General features: G+C 71.6%; 21 protein-coding genes. 16 read left to right on the top strand and 5 right to left on the bottom strand.

Going from position 1 to position 20,416, the window contains the following annotated elements:
• From QF027_RS42870 to QF027_RS42920, 11 genes are read left to right on the top strand one after another with little or no spacing between them, the layout of a single operon-like run.
• Positions 1 to 1,242 carry a glycosyltransferase gene (locus tag QF027_RS42870; protein WP_306973464.1) on the top strand — a complete coding sequence of 414 codons (1,242 nt, stop codon included), beginning with the start codon at positions 1 to 3 and terminating at the stop codon, positions 1,240 to 1,242.
• Positions 1,239 to 2,474 (top strand): class I SAM-dependent methyltransferase, encoded by a 1,236-nt coding sequence (locus QF027_RS42875; RefSeq protein WP_306973461.1) that lies wholly within the window; start codon positions 1,239 to 1,241, stop codon positions 2,472 to 2,474. Before QF027_RS42870 ends, QF027_RS42875 begins: the two co-directional genes overlap by 4 nt.
• Positions 2,471 to 3,265 (top strand): sugar phosphate nucleotidyltransferase, encoded by a 795-nt coding sequence (locus tag QF027_RS42880; RefSeq protein WP_306973459.1) that lies wholly within the window; start codon positions 2,471 to 2,473, stop codon positions 3,263 to 3,265. The genes QF027_RS42875 and QF027_RS42880 overlap by 4 nt, the downstream gene beginning before the upstream one ends.
• The gene (locus tag QF027_RS42885) at positions 3,262 to 3,909 is read left to right on the top strand and encodes a PIG-L deacetylase family protein (RefSeq protein ID WP_307080833.1); all 648 of its coding nucleotides are present in this window, start codon (positions 3,262 to 3,264) and stop codon (positions 3,907 to 3,909) included. Before QF027_RS42880 ends, QF027_RS42885 begins: the two co-directional genes overlap by 4 nt.
• A 3-nt stretch (positions 3,910 to 3,912) precedes the next feature.
• Positions 3,913 to 4,938, top strand: a complete 1,026-nt coding sequence (locus QF027_RS42890; RefSeq protein ID WP_307080835.1) for an NAD-dependent epimerase/dehydratase family protein — start codon at positions 3,913 to 3,915, stop codon at positions 4,936 to 4,938.
• On the top strand, positions 4,926 to 6,209 hold the full coding sequence (locus QF027_RS42895) for a DUF4910 domain-containing protein (protein ID WP_307080837.1): 1,284 nt from the start codon (positions 4,926 to 4,928) through the stop codon (positions 6,207 to 6,209). Before QF027_RS42890 ends, QF027_RS42895 begins: the two co-directional genes overlap by 13 nt.
• Positions 6,206 to 7,513, top strand: a complete 1,308-nt coding sequence (locus QF027_RS42900) for a hypothetical protein (protein ID WP_306973450.1) — start codon at positions 6,206 to 6,208, stop codon at positions 7,511 to 7,513. Before QF027_RS42895 ends, QF027_RS42900 begins: the two co-directional genes overlap by 4 nt.
• On the top strand, positions 7,510 to 8,457 hold the full coding sequence (locus QF027_RS42905; RefSeq protein WP_307080839.1) for a glycosyltransferase family 2 protein: 948 nt from the start codon (positions 7,510 to 7,512) through the stop codon (positions 8,455 to 8,457). The genes QF027_RS42900 and QF027_RS42905 overlap by 4 nt, the downstream gene beginning before the upstream one ends.
• Positions 8,454 to 9,680 carry a polysaccharide pyruvyl transferase family protein gene (locus QF027_RS42910; RefSeq protein ID WP_307080841.1) on the top strand — a complete coding sequence of 409 codons (1,227 nt, stop codon included), beginning with the start codon at positions 8,454 to 8,456 and terminating at the stop codon, positions 9,678 to 9,680. Before QF027_RS42905 ends, QF027_RS42910 begins: the two co-directional genes overlap by 4 nt.
• The gene (gene rfbC / locus QF027_RS42915; protein ID WP_306973447.1) at positions 9,677 to 10,228 is read left to right on the top strand and encodes a dTDP-4-dehydrorhamnose 3,5-epimerase; all 552 of its coding nucleotides are present in this window, start codon (positions 9,677 to 9,679) and stop codon (positions 10,226 to 10,228) included. The genes QF027_RS42910 and rfbC overlap by 4 nt, the downstream gene beginning before the upstream one ends.
• A 6-nt stretch (positions 10,229 to 10,234) precedes the next feature.
• The gene (locus tag QF027_RS42920; RefSeq protein WP_307080843.1) at positions 10,235 to 11,578 is read left to right on the top strand and encodes a glutamate-1-semialdehyde 2,1-aminomutase; all 1,344 of its coding nucleotides are present in this window, start codon (positions 10,235 to 10,237) and stop codon (positions 11,576 to 11,578) included.
• Between the two features lie 12 nt (positions 11,579 to 11,590).
• Here QF027_RS42920 and QF027_RS42925 read toward each other — a convergent pair whose 3' ends face one another.
• The 5 genes from QF027_RS42925 to QF027_RS42945 all read right to left on the bottom strand — a co-directional run bounded on the left by QF027_RS42925 (position 11,591) and on the right by QF027_RS42945 (position 15,286).
• Positions 11,591 to 12,289, bottom strand: a complete 699-nt coding sequence (locus QF027_RS42925; protein ID WP_306973445.1) for a phosphatase PAP2 family protein — start codon at positions 12,287 to 12,289, stop codon at positions 11,591 to 11,593.
• A complete protein-coding gene (locus QF027_RS42930) occupies positions 12,286 to 12,579 on the bottom strand; it encodes a hypothetical protein (RefSeq protein ID WP_307080845.1) in 294 nt (97 codons plus the stop codon). Before QF027_RS42930 ends, QF027_RS42925 begins: the two co-directional genes overlap by 4 nt.
• Positions 12,580 to 12,700: 121 nt before the next feature.
• Positions 12,701 to 13,300 carry an acyltransferase gene (locus QF027_RS42935; RefSeq protein WP_307080846.1) on the bottom strand — a complete coding sequence of 200 codons (600 nt, stop codon included), beginning with the start codon at positions 13,298 to 13,300 and terminating at the stop codon, positions 12,701 to 12,703.
• 136 nt (positions 13,301 to 13,436) lie between these two features.
• Positions 13,437 to 14,453: a zinc-dependent alcohol dehydrogenase gene (locus tag QF027_RS42940; protein WP_307082691.1), complete on the bottom strand. Its 1,017-nt coding sequence runs from the start codon at positions 14,451 to 14,453 to the stop codon at positions 13,437 to 13,439.
• Positions 14,454 to 14,470: 17 nt separating this feature from the next.
• Positions 14,471 to 15,286 carry an IclR family transcriptional regulator gene (locus QF027_RS42945; protein WP_306973442.1) on the bottom strand — a complete coding sequence of 272 codons (816 nt, stop codon included), beginning with the start codon at positions 15,284 to 15,286 and terminating at the stop codon, positions 14,471 to 14,473.
• 50 nt (positions 15,287 to 15,336) lie between these two features.
• Between QF027_RS42945 and QF027_RS42950 the strand changes: the two genes are divergently transcribed.
• The 5 genes from QF027_RS42950 (at position 15,337) to QF027_RS42965 (ending at position 20,365) form a co-directional block, all read left to right on the top strand.
• Positions 15,337 to 17,049 (top strand): IlvD/Edd family dehydratase, encoded by a 1,713-nt coding sequence (locus QF027_RS42950; protein ID WP_306973441.1) that lies wholly within the window; start codon positions 15,337 to 15,339, stop codon positions 17,047 to 17,049.
• A gap of 114 nt (positions 17,050 to 17,163) precedes the next feature.
• On the top strand, positions 17,164 to 17,286 hold the full coding sequence (locus QF027_RS49840; RefSeq protein ID WP_373430926.1) for a putative leader peptide: 123 nt from the start codon (positions 17,164 to 17,166) through the stop codon (positions 17,284 to 17,286).
• A gap of 54 nt (positions 17,287 to 17,340) precedes the next feature.
• Positions 17,341 to 18,213 carry a glutathione S-transferase C-terminal domain-containing protein gene (locus QF027_RS42955; RefSeq protein ID WP_307080848.1) on the top strand — a complete coding sequence of 291 codons (873 nt, stop codon included), beginning with the start codon at positions 17,341 to 17,343 and terminating at the stop codon, positions 18,211 to 18,213.
• A 407-nt stretch (positions 18,214 to 18,620) separates the two neighbouring features.
• Positions 18,621 to 19,604 carry an amino acid ABC transporter permease gene (locus QF027_RS42960; RefSeq protein ID WP_306973439.1) on the top strand — a complete coding sequence of 328 codons (984 nt, stop codon included), beginning with the start codon at positions 18,621 to 18,623 and terminating at the stop codon, positions 19,602 to 19,604.
• Entirely contained in the window at positions 19,601 to 20,365 is a 765-nt protein-coding gene (locus QF027_RS42965; RefSeq protein WP_307080850.1) for an amino acid ABC transporter ATP-binding protein, read from the top strand. The genes QF027_RS42960 and QF027_RS42965 overlap by 4 nt, the downstream gene beginning before the upstream one ends.
• Positions 20,366 to 20,416 lie beyond the last annotated feature (51 nt).

Below are 20,416 nucleotides of genomic sequence, written 5' to 3' on the forward strand. Positions count from 1 at the left end.
ATGCACATCCTCGTGGTGCACAACCGTTACGGCTCGGCGCAGCCGAGCGGCGAGAACAAGGTCGTCGACCAGGAGGTGGAGCTGCTGCGCGAGGGCGGCCACCGGGTCGAGATGTTCGAGCGGCGCAGCGACGACATCGGCGCCATGTCCCTCCTCGCCAAGGTCGCGGTGCCCCTGCGGGTGCCGTGGAACCCGGCGGTCCGCACCGAACTCGCCACCCGGCTCCGCACCGAGCGGCCGGACATCGTCCATGTCCACAACGTCTTCCCGCTCCTGTCGCCCGCGGTGCTCGCCGCCTGCGCCGACGCCGGCGTGCCCGCCGTGGCGACGCTGCACAACTACACCCAGGTCTGCCCGCCCGGCACCCTGCAGCGGGACGGCCGGCCGTGCGCCGAGTGCGTCGGGTCGACGCCGCTGCCCGCCGTCCGGCACGGCTGCTACCGGAACTCCCGGCTTGCGACGGTGCCGCTCGCGGTCAGCCTGTCGGTCAACCGGCGGCGGTGGTGGTCCGGCGTGGAGCGGTTCTTCTGCATCTCCGAGGCCCAGCGCGACGTCCTGGTGCGGGCCGGCATGCCCGCCGAGCGGCTGGCGGTGAAGCACAACTTCGTTCCCGATCCGGGCACTTGCCGAGTCGGCGGGGGAGAGCATCTGCTCTATCTCGGCCGGCTCGCGGAGGCCAAGGGCGTGCGGCTGCTCATGGCCGCGTGGGACGAGATCGCAGCGAGCGGCGGTGTGGGAGTACCGCTCGTGATCGCCGGCACGGGACCACTGGAGGCAGAGGTCACCGCCTGGGCGGCGGGCCGGGACGACGTGCAGTACGTCGGCCTGTACGACACGGCGGAGTGCCAGAAGGCCATCGCGCGGTCTGTCGCCGTGGTGGCTCCCTCGACGTGGCTGGAGGCGTTCGGCCTGGTGGTCGTGGAGGCGATGGCGGCCGGGGTCCCGATCGTCGCCGCCGGCCACGGCGCCTTCGTCGAACTCGTCGAGGACGGGGTGACCGGGCTGCTGCACCAGCCCGGCGAGTCCGCCTCGCTCGCGGCCTGCATACGCCGGATCGCGGCCGAACCGGCCCGCAACCGGGAGATGGGCGAGGCGGCCCGGCGCCGTTACGAACAGGGTTTCAGCCCGACGGTCGGCCTTGACCGCCTGGTTGATGAGTACCGCACCGCAATCGCGGGTCGGTCAGCACTGACTCGCGGCGGGGACACCCGCGCGAGCAGGGGGGATGGGAACAGCAGATGACACGATGCCGACTGTGCGGCTCGGAAGCGATGGCGAGCGTCGTCGACCTCGGAGCGACGCCACCATGTGAGAGCTTTCTCGGCGCGGACCAACTCGACCAGCCGGAGCCCGCGTACCCGTTGCACCTGCAGGTCTGCACCGACTGCTGGCTCGCGCAGATCCCGCCGCTGATCACGCCGGAGGAGACGTTCAAGGAGTACGCGTACTTCTCCTCCTTCTCGACGTCCTGGGTGGAGCACGCGCGCACGTTCGTCGCCGACGCCGTGGAGCGGGTGGGACTTGGCCCCGACGCCTTCGTGGTCGAGGTCGCGAGCAACGACGGGTACCTACTGCGGCACGTGGTGGACCGGGGGATCCGCTGCGTCGGCATCGAGCCCTCGGTGAACGTCGGCGCGGCGGCGCGCGACGCGGGCGTACCTACGCTCACGGAGTTCCTGAGCCCGGACACCGGCTCGGCCGTCCGCGCCGAGCACGGCCCGGCGAACCTGGTCGTGGCCAACAACGTCTACGCGCACATCCCCGACGTGGTCGGCTTCACCCAGGGGCTGCGCGCCCTGGTCGCCGACGACGGCTGGGTCTCCATCGAGGTGCAGCACCTGCTGACCCTGATCGAGGAGAACCAGTACGACACGATCTACCACGAGCACTTCCAGTACTACACGGTCGCGTCCGCGATCCAAGCCCTGGCGAGCGGCGGACTGACGCTCGTGGACGTGGAGTTGCTGCCCACGCACGGCGGTTCCATCCGGCTGTGGGCCCGCCCGGCCGAGGTGGCCGGCGAGCCGACGCAGCGGGTGGCCGACGTGCTGGCCCGGGAGAAGGCAGCCGGGCTGCAGGAGCTGTCCGGGTACACCGAGTTCTCCGCCCGGGTGGCCAAGGTGCGCCGGGACCTCCTCAAGTTCCTCATCGAGGCGGCGGAGCGCGGCGAGACGGTCGTCGGCTACGGCGCCCCGGGCAAGGGGAACACCCTGCTCAACCACTGCGGTATCCGGCCCGACCTGCTCGCGTACACGGTCGACCGCAACCCCTACAAGCACGGCAGGTTCACGCCGGGCACCCGCATCCCGATCCTGCCGCCCGAGCAGATAGCCGCCGACAAACCCGACTACGTGCTCGTCCTCCCCTGGAACCTGCGGGCCGAGCTGGTCGAGCAGCTGTCCTTCGTGCACGACTGGGGCGGCCGGCTGGTCTTTCCCATCCCGGAACTGAGCATTGTCGAGGTCACAGCATGAAGGTCGTTCTGTTCTGCGGCGGTTACGGGATGCGGATGCGCAACGGGACCTCCGACGACGTGCCCAAGCCGATGGCGATGGTCGGCCCCAGACCGCTGATCTGGCACGTCATGCGCTACTACGCGCACTTCGGGCACACCGAGTTCATCCTGTGCCTCGGGTACGGGGCGGACCACATCAAGAAGTTCTTCCTCAACTACGAGGAGACCGCCTCCAACGACTTCGTGCTGCGAGGCGGGCGGACCGAGCTGCTGTCCACCGACATCTCGGACTGGACGATCACGTTCGCGCAGACCGGCATCGAGTCACCGATCGGGGAGCGGCTGCGCCGGGTGCGGCACCACCTGGACGGCGACGAGATGTTCCTCGCCAACTACGCCGACGTGCTCACCGACGCTCCGCTGCCGGAGATGATCGAGAAGTTCGCGCAACGCGACGCCGGTGCGTCGATGATGGTCGTACCGCCCCAATCCTCCTTCCACTGCGTGGAGTTGGGCGAGGACGGGCTGGTGGGGGGCATCACCGCGGTGAGCGAACTGCCGCTGTGGGAGAACGGCGGCTACTTCGTGCTCCGCCAGGAGGTCTTCGACCACATACCGGAGAACGGTGACCTGGTGGCCGACGGATGCGGCCAACTCGCCAAGCGCGGGCGGCTGGTGGCGCACCAGCACCGCGGCTTCTGGAAGCCGACCGACACCGTGAAGGAGCGGGCCGCGCTCCACGAGGCCTACGCCCGGGGCGACCGCCCCTGGGCCGTGTGGGAACGGGACGACGCCGGGGTCAGCGCGTGATCCGCCTCGGGGCCGGCCGTCTGGACCGGATCGTCGCGGTGGGCGCGCACTGCGACGACATCGCCATCGGCGCCGGCGGCACCCTGCTGACGCTGTGCCACGCGCGGCCGGGTATCCGCGTCGACGCGCTGGTGCTCTCCGGGGGTGGCAGCGAGCGGGAGCAGGAGGAGCAGGCCGCGCTCGCCGCCTTCTGCCCGGGCGCCGACCTGCGCCTGACCGTGCACAAGCTGCCGGACGGCCGGCTGCCCGTGCACTGGGACGAGGCCAAGGCCGCGGTCGAGGAACTGCGCGCGCAGACCGACCCGGATCTGATCCTGGCCCCGCGTACCGATGACGCGCACCAGGACCACCGCGGCCTGGCGAAGCTGATACCCACCGCCTTCCGCGACCACCTGGTCCTCGGCTACGAGATCGTCAAGTGGGACGGCGACCTCGGCCGCCCGACCGCGTACCAGCCGCTGTCGTCGGAGATCGCCGAACAGAAGGTACGGCTGCTGCAGGAGCACTACCCCTCGCAGCGGCACCGGCCCTGGTACGACCGCGAGGCCTTCCTCGGCCTCGCACGGATCCGCGGTATCGAATGCCACGAGCGATACGCCGAGGCGTTCGCCGCCACCAAACTCACGCTCAATCTGGGGGACTGAACCTTGCGCGTACTACTGACCGGACACCAGGGATACCTGGGCACCGTCATGGCCCCTGTCCTCACCGCCGCCGGGCACGAGGTCGTCGGCCTCGACGCCGGCCTGTTCGCCGACTCCGTGCTGGGCGATCCGCCCGCGGACCCGCCCGGGCACCGGGTGGACCTCCGCGACGTCACGGCCGAACACGTGGCCGGGGTGGACGCCGTGATCCACCTGGCCGCGCTGTCCAACGACCCGCTGGGATCGCTGGCGCCGGACCTCACCTACGACATCAACCACCACGCGTCCGTACGCCTCGCCCGGCTGGCCCGCGACGCCGGCGTGCGACGCTTCCTGTACGCGTCGACCTGCTCGGTCTACGGTGCCGCAGGCGGCGACGAGCTGGTCACGGAGGATGCCCCGCTGCGCCCGGTGACCCCGTACGCGGAGTCCAAGGTGCGGGTGGAGGACGACCTGCACGCGCTGGCCGACGGCGACTTCACCCCGGTGTTCATGCGCAACGCCACCGCCTTCGGCTACTCACCGCGGCTGCGCGCCGACATCGTGCTGAACAACCTGGTGGGCCACGCGCTCCTGTCCGGCGAGGTCCTGGTGCTCTCCGACGGCACCCCCTGGCGCCCGCTGGTGCACGCCGCCGACATCGCACGGGCCTTCACGGCCGCGCTGACCGCGCCGCGCGAAGCGGTGCACGACCGCGCGTTCAACATCGGCAGCGAGACCAACAACGTCACGGTCGCCGAGATCGCCGAGCAGGTCGCCGAGGCGGTGCCCGGCTCCAAGGTGAACATCACCGGGGAGAACGGCGCCGATCCGCGCTCCTACCGGGTGGACTTCTCCCGGTTCCGCGCCGCGATCCCCGGCTTCGACTGCGAGTGGACGGTGAAGCAGGGCGCGCTCGAACTGGCCGACGCCTACAAAAAGTTCGAGCTGACCCGGGAGGACTTCGAGCGACGCTTCACCCGCCTTGCGGTGCTGCGTGCGGCCTCCGACGCCGGCACCGTCGACGACACCCTGCGGTGGCGCCGATGACCCATCCCGGCGAGGAGATGTACGCCCTGGTGGAGCGGTTGTACCCGCTGTGCCGGAGCATCACCGGCGACGGCGTGCGCGCCACCCTGGAGATTGTCGGCGAGTACATCCCGCTGCAGGTGCACGAGGTGCCGACCGGGACGCAGGTGCTCGACTGGACGGTGCCGCAGGAGTGGAACATCCGGGACGCGTACATCGCCGACAGCGCCGGCCACCGGGTCGTCGACTTCGCCGCGTCCAGCCTGCACGTGCTCGGCTACAGCGTGCCGGTGTCGGCGACCATGCCGCTGGCCGAACTGCGCGGACACCTGCACACCCTGCCGGACCACCCGGCCTGGGTGCCGTACCGCACCAGCTACTACAAGCCGGACTGGGGGTTCTGCCTGGCTCAGGAGACCCTGGACGCGATGGCGGACGGCGAGTACGAGGTACGCATCGACTCCACCCTCGCCGATGGCCACCTCACCTACGCCGAGCATGTCGTCCCCGGGCAGGTCGCCGACGAGGTGATCGTCTCCTGCCACGTCTGCCACCCGTCGCTGGCCAACGACAACCTGGCCGGCATCGCGGTGGCGACGTTCCTGGCCCGGGCGCTGGCCGAGCGGACGCCGTACTACACCTATCGGTTCATCTTCGCGCCCGGCACCATCGGAGCGATCACCTGGCTGGCCCGCAACGCGGAGCGGGTGGAGCGGGTCAAGCACGGGCTTGTGCTGGCCTGCGCCGGCGACCCGGGCGGGCTGACGTACAAGCAGAGCAGGCGCGGCGACGCGGAGATCGACCGGGTGATGCGGCATGTGCTGGCCGCCTCCGAACGACCGCACCACATCACCGAGTTCACTCCGTACGGCTACGACGAGCGGCAGTACTGCTCGCCCGGGTTCAACCTGGGCGTGGGTTCGCTCACCCGGACGCCGTACGCCGGCTACCCCGAGTACCACACCTCCGCGGACAACCTGGACTTCGTCTCCCCGGAGGCGATGGCGGACACGCTTGCCGTCTGCCGCGAGGCGTCCGCCGTCCTCGACCGTAACCGGCAGTACGTCAACCTCAGCCCCTACGGCGAACCACAGCTGGGCCGGCGCGGGCTGTACGACGCGCTGGGTGGCCGCAGCGACACCAAGCAGGCCCAGATGGCCATGCTCTGGGTGCTGAACCTGTCCGACGGCGAGCACAGTCTGCTGGACGTCGCCGAGCGGTCCGGGCTGCCGTTCAGCGCCGTCGCCGACGCGGCCGGCGCCCTTCACGAGGCCGGACTGATCAAGACATGACGTCGATACCCGTCGAGGGGGAGAATCCGCAGACTGCGGCGCCACCGGCCCGGTCCGCCAAGCGTGCCCTCGTCGGCCGGCTGTCCTGGGGACTGGCCGACCAGGCGGCCTCCAGCATGTCCAACTTCGCGGTGGGCATCTACGTGGCCCGCTCGCTGGGGGTGACCGCGTTCGGCGTGTTCAGCCTGGCCTGGGTGACCTACGGCGTGGTGCTCAACGTCTCCCGCGGCCTTTCCACCGACCCGCTCGTGGTGCGCTTCAGCGGCGCGCCGGACGCGTCCTGGCGCGGGGCGGTGGCCCGGTCGACGGGTACCGCGCTCGGCGTCGGTACGGCCATAGGTGCGGCGTGTCTGGTGGTCGGACTCGCTCTCGGCGGCCGGCTGGGACCCGCCTTCGCCTGCCTCGGCGTCATGCTGCCGGGACTGCTGCTCCAGGACGCCTGGCGGTTCTCGTTCTTCGCCGCCGGCGCCGGCCGGAAGGCGTTCGTCAACGACGTCGTGTGGGGTGTCGCGCTCGTCCCGGCCATGGTCGTCGCGGACCGCGTGGGCACCGTGGCCGCTTTCGTGCTCGCCTGGGGCGCGTCCGCCACGGTGGCGGCGGGTTACGGCTACCTCCAGTCCGGCATCCGGCCCCGGATGACGAAGGCGCGTGGGTGGCTCCGCGAACAGCGCGATCTCGGCTACCGGTACCTGGTCGAGAACGTCAGCCTCAGCGGCGCGAACCAGCTGCGGGCGTACGGGCTCGGCGCGATCGTCGGGATCGGCGCGGTGGGTGCGGTGCGGGGCGCCGAGCTCCTGATGGGCCCGTTCCTCGCTGTGCTGATGGGCCTGTCGCTGGTCACCGTCCCGGAGGCGGCACGGGTGCTGCGGCAGGCCCCGCAGCGGCTCGGGAAGTTCTGCCTCCTCCTCGGCGGCGGGCAGGCCGCCGCCGCGCTGCTCTGGGGCGGGGCACTGCTGCTGATGCCGGACCGGCTCGGCGAGCTCGCGCTCGGCAGCGTCTGGCACTCCGCCTCGCAGCTCATCGCGCCGATCACCCTCGGCGTCGCGGGCGCCGGCCTCGGCACCGGCGCGGCGGCCGGGCTGCGCGCGCTCGGCGCGGCCCGGCGCAGCCTGCGCTCCCAGCTGTTCGCCTCGGCCTGCTATGTCAGCGGCGGGCTCGGCGGGGCAGCCGTGGCCGGCACGGTCGGCTCGGCCTGGGGCGTCGCCGCCGCGACCGTCAGCGGCTCGGCCGTGTGGTGGCTGCACCTGCGGTCCGCCCGGCGCGAGCACCGCCACAACCCCATCCCCGAAGTGAGGACCTCATGACCGCCCAACCCAGGCTGACCATCGGCCTGCCCGTGTACAACGGCGAGGAGTACCTGGCGGAATCGCTCGACGCGCTGCTCGGCCAGACCTACGAGGACTTCGAACTGGTCATCTCCGACAACGCCTCCACCGACGGGACCGAGGACATCTGCCGCAAGTACGCCGCGCAGGACGCACGCATCCGGTACCTCCGGCTGCCCCGGAACGTCGGCGCCACGCCGAACCACAACCGCGTGTTCGCCGAGTGCCGCGGCGAGCTGTTCAAGTGGGCCTCGCACGACGACCTTTACGCCCGCGATCTGGTCCGGCGCTGCGTCGAGGCGCTGGACGAGCGGCCGGACGTGATCCTCGCGCACGCCGACCAGGCGGTCATCGACGGCGACGGCCAGGTGAAGGTCCCCTACGAGTACACCCTTGCGACCGACTCACCGCACGCGCCGGAGCGCTTCCGCAGCATGCTGTTCGAGCCCGGCGGTGACGACTTCTACGGGGTGATCCGGGCCGACGCGCTGCGCCGGGTGAAGCCGATGGACAGCTACCACCACGCGGACCGCACGTTCGTCGCCGAGATCGCGCTGCACGGGCGCTTCCACCAGGTGCCGGAACTGCTGTACTTCCGCCGCGACCACCCCAACCGTGCCGAGCGGGCGAACCCGTCCAAGCGCTCCCGGTGCGTCAACCTGGACCCGCGCCGGGCGGGCCTGCTGCACCCGACGCCCCGGCTGCTCGCCGAGTACGTCTGGGGCTTCGCCTCGGCGATCCGACGGGCCCCGTTGTCCCCGGCCGACCGGCGCGCCTGCTACCGCCACATGGCCGCATGGATGACCAGCCGGGTCCGGCCGGGCGCCGGCGAGCGGGTCGAGGACCGCGCCCCGGTCGACCCGGCCAAGCTGACCGTTTCGGTCGACGCCCTCGTCGCCGGCCGCGAGGGGAGGCAGGCATGACGTCAGCGGACGAAACCCCGGTGCGCGTCGGGGTGTTCGGCCTGCTCGGCTCCGGCAACCTCGGCAACGACGGGTCGCTCGAGGCTGTCCTCGGATACCTCCGCGCCGAGCATCCGGAGGCGGTCGTGGACGCGCTGTGCGGCGGACCCGAGACCGTCACGGCCCGGTTCGGGATCCCCGCGACACGGCTGCACTGGTACCGCGGGGAGTACCGGACCGCGTCACGCGCGGCGGCGATCGCGGGCAAGGGCGTGGGCAAACTCGTCGACGTCTTCCGCACCGCCGCCTGGGCGCGCCGGCACGACGTGGTGATCGTGCCGGGCATGGGGGTCCTGGAGGCCACGCTGCCGCTGCGGCCGTGGGGCTTCCCCTACTCGCTGTTCCTGCTCTGCGCGAGCGGCCGGCTGCTGGGCACCCGGGTCGCGCTGGTCAGCGTCGGCGCCGCCGAGATCGGCAACCGGCCGACCCGGGCCCTGGTGCGCTGGTCGGCCCGGCTGGCCACGTACCGGTCGTACCGGGACACCCAGTCCCGTGACGCGATGCGGGCGATGGGCGTGGACACCGTGCGCGACGAGGTCTACCCGGACCTCGCGTTCTCGCTGCCCGCACCCCGGGCGAGCGCGCCCTCGGGCTCGCCGGGCCCGGTCTGCGTCGGTGTCATGGACTTCCACGGCGGCAACGACGACCGCGCCCGGGCCGAGGAGATATACCGGCGCTACCTCGACGGGACGATCCGGTTCGTCCGCGCACTGGTCGAGGAGGGCAGGCAGGTCCGCCTGCTCACCGGCGACCAGTGCGACCTGTCGGTGGTCGCCGCGATCCTCGACGCCGTCGACTCACCGCTGGTCACCGCGGCCGAGCCGGCCTCACTGGCCGACCTGATGAACGAGATGGCGGCCGCCGACACGGTGGTGGCTGTCCGCTACCACAACCTGATCTGCGCGCTGCGGACCGGAACACCCGCGCTCGCCCTCTGCTACGCGGCGAAGAGCGACGCGCTCATGGACGGGATGGGACTCGGCGCGTACTGCCACCCGGCACGCGAGGTCGACGCCGCCCGGCTGCTGGAGCAGTTCCGGGACCTGGAGAAGCACTCGGCCGAAGTACGGCAGACCCTGTCCGGGCGCAACCAGGTCGTCGCACAGCAACTCGCCCAGCAGTTCACCGCCTTGACCACGACCTTGTTCCCCGCGAACACCCACGCCCTGCGGAAGGCTCCATGAAAGCGACCGAAGTCCCCGAGATCGCCGGCGCGTACCTGTTCGAGCCGACACCGTACGCCGACGAACGCGGCTTCTTCTGCCGCACCTTCGACGTCGACGTGGTCCGCTCGGTGGGCCTCGACCCGCACGCCTTCGTTCAGGACAGCGTGTCCCGTTCGGTCCGGGGCGTGCTGCGCGGCCTGCACCTGCGCTCCGGCGCCGGCGAGGCCAAGCTGGTGCGGTGCTCGTACGGGCAGATCTTCGACGTCGTCGTGGACCTGCGGCCGGACTCGCCGACGTACCGGAACCGGGCCTTCTTCGAGCTGTCCGGCGAGAGGCAGACGACCCTGTACATCCCGGCGGGGTGCGCGCACGGCTTCCAGGCGCTTACCGAAACCGCCGACACCTCGTACCGTATCGACCGTCCGCACGATCCGTCCGAGGACGTCACGATCGCCTTCGACGACCCGGAGCTCGACATTCCCTGGCCGCTGCCGGTCGCCTCGATGTCCCAGCGGGACCGGGAGGCACCGAGCCTCGCCGAGGTCCTGAAGCACAAGGAAGGATGAAGGCGGTTGACCACCGAGCACACCGAAGAGACCGCGGAGTTCCTCCTGCCCCGGTCGCGGACAGCGAACGAGCGGCTGCACGCCCTGATCCCCGGAGGCGCGCACACCTACGCCAAGGGCGACGACCAGTACCCCGAGGGCCTGGCCCCGGTCATCAGCCACGGCCGCGGTGCCCACGTGTGGGATGTCGACGGCAACCGGTACATCGAGTACGGCTCCGGCCTGCGGTCGGTCAGCCTCGGCCACGCCCACCCACGCGTGACCGAGGCGGTGCGGCGGGAAATCGACCGCGGCAGCAACTTCGTCCGGCCGTCCATCGTGGAGGTCGAAGCCGCGGAACGCTTCCTGGGCACGGTGCCGACCGCCGAGATGGTGAAGTTCGCGAAGAACGGCTCCGACGCCACCACCGCCGCGGTGCGCCTCGCCCGCGCCGCCACCGGGCGCCGGCGGGTGGCCCTCTGCGCCGACCATCCGTTCTTCTCCACCGACGACTGGTTCATCGGCACCACGCCGATGTCCGCCGGCATCCCGGAGTCGACCAACGAGCTCACCGTGGCGTTCCCCTATGGGGACCTGGCAGCCACGGAGGAACTGCTCACCCGGTACCAGGACGAGGTCGCCTGTCTGATCCTCGAGCCCGCCACCCACACCGAGCCGCCGCCCGGGTACCTCGCCGGTCTGCGCGAGCTGGCCGACCGGTACGGCTGCGTACTGATCTTCGACGAGATGATCACCGGCTTCCGCTGGTCCGAGGCGGGCGCCCAGGGCCTGTACGGCGTCGTCCCCGACCTCTCCACGTTCGGCAAGGCGCTGGGCAACGGATTCGCCGTCTCCGCGCTGGCCGGGCGCCGCGAGCTGATGGAGCGGGGCGGGCTGCGCCACTCCGGCGAACGGGTGTTCCTGCTGTCCACCACGCACGGCGCGGAAACGCACTCGCTGGCCGCCGCGATGGCCGTGCAGACCATCTACGCCGAAGAGGGCGTCACCGCGCGGCTGCACACCCTCGGTGAGCGGTTGGCTGCCGGTGTCCGCGACGCGGCGGCCGGTATGGGCGTCGGCGAGCACATCGTCGTCCGGGGCCGGGCCAGCAACCTGGTCTTCGCCACCCTCGACGAGAACGGGCAGCCGTCGCAGGAGTACCGCACTCTGTTCCTGCGCCGGCTCCTCGCGGGCGGGGTGCTGGCCCCGTCGTTCGTGGTGAGCAGCGCGCTCAGCGACGCCGACATCGATCACACCGTCGACGTGGTGGCCCAGGCATGTGCGGTGTACCGGAAGGCACTGGACGCCGCCGACCCCACCCCCTGGGTGGGCGGACGACCGGTGAAGCCTGTATTCCGTCGTTTGGCGTGACGTGACGTGACGTCAGCGAGGCTCCCGCTGACCGGCGCCGGCCGTCCGATCGACCAACCGGTCGGCCGTCCGGTCAGCTGCCTGGTCGACCAGCCACGCGGTCGCCGGAATCACCGCCAGCGCGGTGCACCAGCCACCAAGCACGTCGGTCGGGTAGTGCGCGCCCAGGGCGACCTGCGCCCATCCCATCGCGGCGCCGGCCAGGAGCGCCGTGCAGAGCACGAGTGACGTGCCGGCCGTCCTGCCGAGGCCGAGCCGGCCGGCCGCGAGCAGCGCCACGATGAAGGCGAGCGCGGTGAAGAAGGCGGTGTGCCCGCTCGGATAGGACAGGTTGCCGGCGCCGTGGATGGTGCGCCCCACCAGATGCTTGAGCAGCGTCGCCGTCCCCACGGCCATGGCGGCGCCGGCAACGACGAGCACCGCCGCGCGGGGACGCCGAAGCAGCAGGCAGCCCGCCACGATGACCATGACCAGCATCACCGATCCGGCGGGCTCTCCCAAGAAGTCCAGAGCCAGAGCGACGTGCCGCCACGGCGGCCGTACGCTGTCCGCGGTCGGCGGGATGATCCACCTGTCCACCCTGCCGGGCCGGCTGTGGCCGGCGTACAGGACAGCGAGCACGACGACCACCAGCGCGGCGAGGGCCGCGACCAGCCCGAGCCGCGCGCGCAGCGACGGGGGCAGCACCGCGGGCGTCGGCCGGCCGGTCACACGCCCACCGCGTCCGGTTGACCCGCGGTGACCTTCTTGTCCACCGTGCGCAGAGTCGGGCGTTGCGGGACCACCTCGTCGCCCTGCCGGCGCGGCGGGAACGCGACAAGACGCTGACCGCGTCGGCGGAGCGAGTGACCGCGCGCTCGCTGCCGGCGCGGTTCCTGCCGGTCCTCAGTGAAAAACAGGCGCGTGATCTGCTCTGTCACGTCCAGCGGGTTCGAGATCCCACCGGACCGGAACGCATCCCAGACGCGGTCCACCTTGCCCTTGATCTCGCCCGTGATCATGGGCGACACGTTAGCGGAAGGCGCCGGCAGCCGTGGCCGGTCGGTTACATCGGCGGCACCGCCACCGCGGAGGCCATCGTCGGGTGGCTCAGAACGTTGCACGTTGTGGTGGAAACAGGCGTCATGCGCGCTCGACGAGGTGGCCGTCCTTGTCGTCGTACAGCGCACTCGACTCCGGGCACTCCCAGCCGCCCGGCTCGCCCTTCCGCTCGACCAGCCGGACACCGGCCCGGCCCACCCAGCCGATCCGGCGCGCCGGAACACCGGCCACGAGCGCGTGGTCGGGCACGTCACGGGTCACCACGGCGCCCGCCGCCACCAGCGCCCAGCGGCCGACACGGACCGGCGCCACACACACCGACCGGGCCCCGAGGGACGCTCCTTCGGCCACCTCCACCGCCACGGCCTCCCAGTCGTCGCCGCGCTTCAGCTTGCCCTCCGGGTCCACCGACCGGGGGAAGCAGTCGTTGGTGAGGACCGCGGCCGGACCGACGAACACCCCGTCGCCGAGCACGGCGGGCTCGTAGACCAGCGCGTAGTTCTGGAGCTTCACGTTGTCGCCGATCCGCACCCCGGGGCCGACATAGGCGCCCCGGCCCACGATGCACCCGCTCCCCAGCCCGGCGTTCTCGCGGATCTGGGCCAGATCCCAGACCGTCGTCCCCTCGCCGATCGCCGCCGGCTCGTCGACCTGGGCGGTCGGCTGCACCTTGAAGTTCATCGGGCTGAGCCCTTCGTCTCGTCGATCACATCTGGTCGTCGAACATGCCGGCGGTGTCACTTGACGGACCGAGTCTGATCACCGCCCCGACGGAATGCCGGCCTCCGTTCGTGAACCGTCCCGAACCGCGGCGGACTCAGACCAGGCCGGGATCGACGTGGATCTTCGGGCCCGGACCGGCGCCGGGCGGGCGCTCGCCCGCGAGTACGGCACCGATCGCCTCCAGCGCGACGGTGGCGGCCACGAGCGGCCTCGGGTCGACGATCCTCTCGGCGTACGCCTTGATGGTGGCGTCGAGCCCGGGGGAGGCCGACAGGACGCCGATCGCCGTCACGTCCTTCAGGACGAGCGTGCGGGTGTCGATCCTGCTGGGCTCACCGGCCAGCCCGATGTACACGAGCCGCCCGCCCGGTTCGACCAGCTCCTGCGCCAGGGCCGGCAGATGCACCGCGTTGGTGGCGTCGACGACCGCGTCGAACGGCAGGTCCGGCAGGGTGTCCTCGCGCCATGCGTGCGGGAAGCCCAGCGAGCGCGCGAAGACGAGGGAGGCGTCGGTGGCGCCCAGCAGATGCACCTCCGCACCGGCGGACCGGGCGAACAGCGCGACCAGCAGACCGATGGTCCCCGGACCCAGCACCAGGACCCGGTCACCGGGCCCCGCTCCTGTCGCCCGCGCGGCCCGCAGGGCGTTGCCGCCCGGCTCGACCAGCGCGCCGAGCACCGGGTCCACGGAGTCGGGCAGGAGGTGCAACGAACTCACGGGCACGGCGAGTTGTTCGGCCAGGGCACCCGCTCGGCCGCCCCGGATGCCCACCTCCTCCCGCTGCTCGCAGACATGCTGCCCTCCGCGCCGGCAGCGGCGGCAGGTCCCGCAGCCGAGCATGGTGTCGCCCATGACCCGGCGGCCGGTCCAGACGGGATCCACACCGGCGCCGACGGTGCGGACCCGGCCGGCCCACTCGTGGCCCAGCCGCATCGGATAGGCGGCGTGTCCTTGGTGCAGATAGGTCATGGCCCCGGTGAAGAACTCCAGGTCGGTGCCGCACACCCCGACCCGCTCGACGTCGACGACGACCTCGCCGGGCGCGGGTACCGGTGCCGGTACCGCCCGGACCGCGAACTCGCCGGGGGCCGTGAGGACGAAGGCGCGTATCTCGGCGTCGGGTGCGTTCAACTCAGGGGCTCCTTCAGGGGGCCGAGGGCGTCACGGATCTCCTCGACCGCGTCGACCAGCGTCCGCAGCGGAGTCCGGTATGCCAGCGCGCTGACGCTCACCGCCCCGGAGGGAACGGTCGGTGAGGTGCCGTACACGGGCAGCGCGAGGCAGTTGACGCCGGTCTCGTTCTCCTGGTCGTCGAGGGCGTACCCCCGCTCGCGCGTGGCCCGCAGCTCGCGGTACAACTCCGCGGCCGTGCACAGGGTTCGAGGCGTCCGGCGCTCCAGGGGCGCCTTGCCGATCCATTGCCGTACGGCGTTCAGGGTGCCCAACTCGTGGGCGAGCAGCGCCTTTCCGGCGCCGGTCGCGTGGGCGGGATTGCGGCCGCCGACCGTGGAGGTGAGCCGGACGGCACCGGTGGGCGGGTCGGCCTTGGCGCGGTGGACGACCTCACGGCCGTCCAGGACGGCGTAGTGGGCCGTCTCGCCGAACCGGTCCGCCAGTGACTCCAACAGCGGCCGGACCCGCACGTGTTCGGGGCGGGCCTCGTGATGGACGAAGGCCATCCGCAGGAACTCGTCGCCCAGCAGATAACGGCCGCGGGAGTCCTGGCCGGCCAGACCGGCTCGGCGCAGGGCGGCCAGAGCCCGGTGCACGGTCGCTTTGGGGCTGCCGATCACTCTGGTGAGCCCTTCGAGCGAGACCCCGTCCGGGTGCCGGGCGAGCTCCTTGAGCACGGCGAGCACCCGGTCCGATCCCACGAGACGGTCGCCCTCCGCGCGGTCCGTGACGGGGGCTGTCGAAGCGGGGAAGGGCTGCGTATGCTGCATCGCGTTCCGGATAGTAGACCGTCGTACCGATTACCGGAAAGAGCCGAGCGATGGGCCTTCGCAGCGCACAGTGGTATGGGGGACAGGACCGCAACGCCTACATCCACCGGGCCTGGATGCGCCGGGGTGTCCCGGACGACGCCTTCACCGGCCGGCCCCAGATCGCCATCGCCAACACCGCCTCCGATCTCACGCCCTGCAACGCGCACCTGGACGAGGTGGCCAGGTCCGTCCGGGACGGTGTGTACGAGGCGGGCGGTATCCCCCTCGACCTGCCCGTCGTGTCGCTGGGCGAGACCAATGTGCGGCCCACGGCCATGCTCTGGCGCAACATGGCGGCGATGGCCACGGAGGAGATGCTGCGGGCCAACCCCCTCGACGGCGTGGTCCTGCTGGGAGGCTGCGACAAGACGATCCCGTCGCTGCTGATGGCCGCCGCCTCGGTGGACCTGCCCGCCGTGGTCGTGCCCGGCGGGCCGATGCTGACCGGCACCTTCCGCGGCACACCGCTGGGCTGCGGCACGGACGTGTGGCGGCTGTCGGAGGAGGTCCGCGCCGGCACCCTGTCCCAGGAGCAGTTCATCCGCTCCGAGTCCTCGATGATCCGCAGCCGCGGGCACTGCAACACCATGGGCACGGCCTCGACGATGGCGCTGGTCGCCGAGGCGCTGGGCACGGTCGTGCCCGGGGTGGCCGGAACGCCCGCGCCGGACAGCCGGCTGCTGGCGGCCGCGCACGGCACCGGGCGGCTCGTGGTGGAGCTGGTGGCCGCCGAGCGCCGCCCGAGCACCTTCCTGACCAAGGGGTCCTTCCACAACGCGATCGTGGCGCTGGCCGCGATCGGCGGCTCCACCAACGCCGTCGTCCATCTCCTCGCCATCGCGGGCCGGCTGGGGGTCGACCTGACTTTGGACGATTTCGACCGCGTCGGCTCCCGGGTGCCGGTCCTGGTGGACCTCCAGCCCGCCGGGCGCTTCCTCATGGAGGACTTCCACCGGGCCGGCGGCCTGCTCGCCGTGCTGCGCGAGGTCGCCGACCTCCTGGACCCCGAGGCGCTGACCGTCACGGGCAAGCCGCTGGTGGACCACCTCACCGACGCCCCGATCTGGGACGCGGAGGTGATCAGGACCCGGGCGCGGCCTCTGGTCGAGGAGGGCGGCATCGCCGTCCTGCGCGGCAGCCTCGCCCCCGACGGAGCGCTGATCAAACCCGCGGCCGCCTCCCCGCAGCTGCTGCGGCACCGTGGCCGGGCGGTCGTCTTCGACAGCATCGAGGACTTCCACGCCCGCGTCGACGACCCGGACCTGGACGTCGACGCCGACTCCGTCCTGGTCCTGCGCGGCTGTGGCCCCAAGGGGTATCCGGGCATGCCCGAGGTGGCCAACATGCCGCTGCCCACCAAGCTGCTGGAGCAGGGGGTGCGGGACATGGTCCGCGTCTGCGACGGCCGGATGAGCGGCACCGCGTACGGCACGGTCGTCCTGCACGTGGCCCCGGAAGCGGCGGCGGGTGGACCGCTCGCCCTCGTACGGACAGGCGATGTCATCAGTCTCGACGTCGAGGCCCGCCGTATCGACCTGGAGGTGCCCGCCGCCGAACTCGCCGCCCGCACCCCGAACGCGGCCACCGTCGCGGGCTTCGCGAACCCCGGGAGGGGCTGGGAGCGGTTGTACGTCGACCATGTCCAACAGGCCGACACGGGAGCAGACCTGGACTTCCTCCTCGGTTCGAGCGGCTCGGAGGTCAGCCGCGAGTCGCACTGACCGCGAGGACAGCCGCGGGTTCCTGCCCCTGCCCGCCTCGTGGACGCCCTCTTGACGTGCGCCCCGGCCCGATCGACACTCCAGATGGGAATCCTAGTGAACAGGTAGGGAAACATGGGGCGCGTGGAACCGGCCGTCGGCCGAGAGAGCCGGACATCCCGGCCGTCGCCTCTTCTGACCTCCCGCCGTCACATCGATCTGCTCCGGGTCTGCAGCGCCATCAGGCCCCTGGGCTGAGCCCGACGCTTCCGCCGCGTGTACGTCCCGCGCACCGACACTCCGGGGAGACCCATGTCCGTCACACCGCTCGCCCGCATCTCCGCCACCCACCCGGCCCCCGCGTTCCGAGGCCGGATCGGCCAGGACGCACGCAGTGGGCACTACGCCGTGCCGCGCCGCTACCGGCTGCACCTGACCGCCGCCTGCGCGGACGGTCTGCGCATCGCCGTCGTGCACAGCCTGCTCGGCCTCGACGACATCTGTCCCGTGACCCTCCTGGACCCGGTCCCCGACTGTCCCGACGGGGGGCATTCCGCGCTGCGCCCGCTGTACGAGGCCAGCGCGCACCGGTACACCGGCGCTGCCGTCGCACCCGTGCTCAGCGACGACTGGTCGGGACGGATCGTCAGCACCCACGCCACCGACATCACCCGCGACCTGGCCCGGCACTTCGGCGGCGGACGTCCGGCGCTGTACCCGTGTGGAGCGGAGTCGGAGACCGAGGCCGTCGAGCGGATGAGCAGGGGAATCGCACAGGCCGCGCAGCAGGCCGGGGCGGCGGGCGGTGACGACGTGGACCGAGTCGCCGCCCTGGAGCAACTGCTGGACTCCCTGGGCTCGTTGGAGCGCTGGCTGGTGGACCGCGACTTCCTGATCCGGGATCACGTCACCGCCGCCGATGTCGAGTTGTGGGTCACGCTGGTGCAACTCGACACCGTGCACCGCCACCACCTCGACGCCGCCGCGGTGCAGCGCATCGCCGGCCACCCCACGCTGTGGGCCTACGCCCGCCGTCTGACCGCCCGCCCGGCCTTCGGCACCCACCTCGACCTCGACGGCATCGCCCGCCGGCACCACGCCCACTGCCAGGGCCTGGAGGCCGCCGGGTCCGCCGTACAGATTCTGGACTGGGCCTCGCACGCCGGGCCTTCCAGGCGTTCCTGACCGTCCCATCTGCCGGACCGGCGTTGACACCGGTCCGGGCGACTGCTTTTACTTGCGGCTCACAAGAGCCTTGACCCCCGAGAACAGCGACGGTGACCGACATGTACGCAGCTCCCAGGACGGCCTCACGCCGTTCCCCGGGCTGCGTACGGCCGTACGGCAATCCGCTCGTCGCCAACCGGGCCGTCGACCTGCTCCGCGTGAGCAGCGCACTGTGTACCGCACCGGGCCGTGCCCGCTGTCGGGGCTGACGTTCCGCCTCCGCAGTCCCCGCGTTCCTGACGAACACCGCGCTCGCGGTGTGCCGTTGTCCGCCCAGCCCCCGGTTCCCGTGCGTCGCGTCCTGCGCCCGTAGTACGCCGTGTTCGCCGTGCCCCAGGGGAATCCCCACTCCGCCGGAGTCCCTCATGAGTGAACCCCCAGGCGCCGCCGTGTCCGTCACCGAGGCGCCGCCGCAGGCCGACGTGGCGCCACCACAGCTCGCCGCACAGCGAGTTCTGCCACTGCGACGGCCCGGCCGCTGGATCGTCACCGCCGTCGTCCTGGTCCTGGCGGCCCAGTTCGTCCACGGCCTGGCGACCAACCCGTTCTACCAGTGGGACCGCTTCGGCTACTGGTTCCTGCGGCCCACCGTCCTCGACGGGCTCCGCATCACCCTCGAAGTCACCGTCTACAGCGCCGTACTGGGACTCCTGGGCGGCATCCTGCTCGCGCTGGCCCGGCTCTCCAAGAGTCCGGTGCTGCGCGCGGTGAGCTGGACCTACGTGTGGGCCCTGCGCTCCATACCGCTGATCGTCGTTCTGCTCTTCCTCTACAACTTCAGCGCCCTGTACAAGACACTCAGCGTCGGCGTCCCCTTCGGCCCGGCCTTCTTCTCCTTCGACGAGTCCCGGCTCGCCACCGACATGGTCATCGCCGTCGTCGGCCTCAGCCTCAACGAGGCGGCCTACGCCGCCGAGGTCGTCCGCGGCGGCATCCTCTCCGTCGACCAGGGCCAGCACGAGGCGGCCTCCGCCCTCGGCCTGCCCAAGGGCTACCAGTTCCGGAAGATCGTCTTTCCGCAGGCGCTGCGCTCCATCACCCCGAACTACGTCAACCAGCTCATCGGGCTCGTCAAGAGCACCTCGCTGGTCTTCTACGTCTCGCTGCTCGACCTGTTCGGCACCGTGCAGTCCATGGGCGCCACCTACCCCGGTGACATCGTGCCCCTGCTGCTGGTCGCCACCGTCTGGTACCTGATCCTCACCAGCGCGGTCTCGGTCGTCCAGTTCTACGTCGAGCGGTACTACGCCCGGGGCGCCACCCGCTCCCTGCCGCCGACCCCACTCCAGAAACTGCGGGCCGGTCTCACCGACCTGCGGGCCCGCATCCGCAGGGAGGCCGCCGTATGACCGCCGCAGCGCTCGAAGTGCACGGCGTGCACAAGTGGTACGGCGCCCACCGCGTCCTGGACGGTGTCGACCTGACCGTCCGCCCCGGCGAGGTCACCGTCATCCTCGGCCCTTCGGGGTCCGGGAAGTCCACTCTCCTCAGGGTCATCAACCACCTGGAGAAACCGGAGATCGGCCACGTCAGCGTCAACGGCGAACTGATCGGCGTCCGCCGTCAGGGCGACCGGCTGAAGGAGCTGAGCGAGCGCGCCATCCTGACCCAGCGCAGCCGCATCGGGTTCGTCTTCCAGAACTTCAACCTCTTCCCGCACCTGACCGTCCTCGACAACGTGGCCGCCGCCCCGGTGGCGACCGGGAAGCTCACCAGGACGGAGGCCAAGGAGCTCGCCCGAGAACTCCTCGGCCGGGTCGGCCTGGCCGACAAGACCGGTGCCTATCCACGGCAGTTGTCGGGAGGCCAGCAGCAGCGCGTGGCCATCGCCCGCGCCCTCGCCCTGCGCCCGGGCGTGATCCTCTTCGACGAGCCGACCTCCGCCCTCGACCCCGAGCTCGTCGGTGAAGTCCTCGCCGTCATCAAAAACTTGGCGACCAGCGGCACCACGCTCGTCATCGTCACCCACGAGATCGGCTTCGCCCGCGAGATCGCCGACCGGGTCGTCTTCATCGACGGCGGACGCATCGTCGAGCAGGGCCCGCCCTCCGAGGTCCTCGACCGGCCGCGGCACGAGCGGACCCGGGACTTCCTGAGCAAGGTCCTCTGAACCTCCTTCACCTCTTTACCCCTTTACCGCCTTTCTCCCAACTCCTAAGGA

Origin of the sequence: Streptomyces canus (genome assembly GCF_030816965.1) — a bacterium.
Taxonomy (GTDB): Bacteria; Actinomycetota; Actinomycetes; order Streptomycetales; family Streptomycetaceae; genus Streptomyces; species Streptomyces canus_E.

What these genes read in the sequence shown, in the direction of transcription:
- QF027_RS42900 (WP_306973450.1), top strand. Translation starts at nt 6,206, where the DNA reads ATGACGTCGATACCCGTCGAGGGGGAGAATCCGCAGACTGCGGCGCCA.
- QF027_RS42965 (WP_307080850.1), top strand. Translation starts at nt 19,601, where the DNA reads ATGACCGCCGCAGCGCTCGAAGTGCACGGCGTGCACAAGTGGTACGGC.
- QF027_RS42945 (WP_306973442.1), bottom strand. Translation starts at nt 15,286, where the DNA reads ATGCAGCATACGCAGCCCTTCCCCGCTTCGACAGCCCCCGTCACGGAC.
- QF027_RS49840 (WP_373430926.1), top strand. Translation starts at nt 17,164, where the DNA reads ATGGGGCGCGTGGAACCGGCCGTCGGCCGAGAGAGCCGGACATCCCGG.
- QF027_RS42905 (WP_307080839.1), top strand. Translation starts at nt 7,510, where the DNA reads ATGACCGCCCAACCCAGGCTGACCATCGGCCTGCCCGTGTACAACGGC.
- rfbC (WP_306973447.1), top strand. Translation starts at nt 9,677, where the DNA reads ATGAAAGCGACCGAAGTCCCCGAGATCGCCGGCGCGTACCTGTTCGAG.
- QF027_RS42875 (WP_306973461.1), top strand. Translation starts at nt 1,239, where the DNA reads ATGACACGATGCCGACTGTGCGGCTCGGAAGCGATGGCGAGCGTCGTC.
- QF027_RS42950 (WP_306973441.1), top strand. Translation starts at nt 15,337, where the DNA reads ATGGGCCTTCGCAGCGCACAGTGGTATGGGGGACAGGACCGCAACGCC.
- QF027_RS42960 (WP_306973439.1), top strand. Translation starts at nt 18,621, where the DNA reads ATGAGTGAACCCCCAGGCGCCGCCGTGTCCGTCACCGAGGCGCCGCCG.
- QF027_RS42880 (WP_306973459.1), top strand. Translation starts at nt 2,471, where the DNA reads ATGAAGGTCGTTCTGTTCTGCGGCGGTTACGGGATGCGGATGCGCAAC.
- QF027_RS42870 (WP_306973464.1), top strand. Translation starts at nt 1, where the DNA reads ATGCACATCCTCGTGGTGCACAACCGTTACGGCTCGGCGCAGCCGAGC.
- QF027_RS42910 (WP_307080841.1), top strand. Translation starts at nt 8,454, where the DNA reads ATGACGTCAGCGGACGAAACCCCGGTGCGCGTCGGGGTGTTCGGCCTG.
- QF027_RS42930 (WP_307080845.1), bottom strand. Translation starts at nt 12,579, where the DNA reads ATGATCACGGGCGAGATCAAGGGCAAGGTGGACCGCGTCTGGGATGCG.
- QF027_RS42935 (WP_307080846.1), bottom strand. Translation starts at nt 13,300, where the DNA reads ATGAACTTCAAGGTGCAGCCGACCGCCCAGGTCGACGAGCCGGCGGCG.
- QF027_RS42955 (WP_307080848.1), top strand. Translation starts at nt 17,341, where the DNA reads ATGTCCGTCACACCGCTCGCCCGCATCTCCGCCACCCACCCGGCCCCC.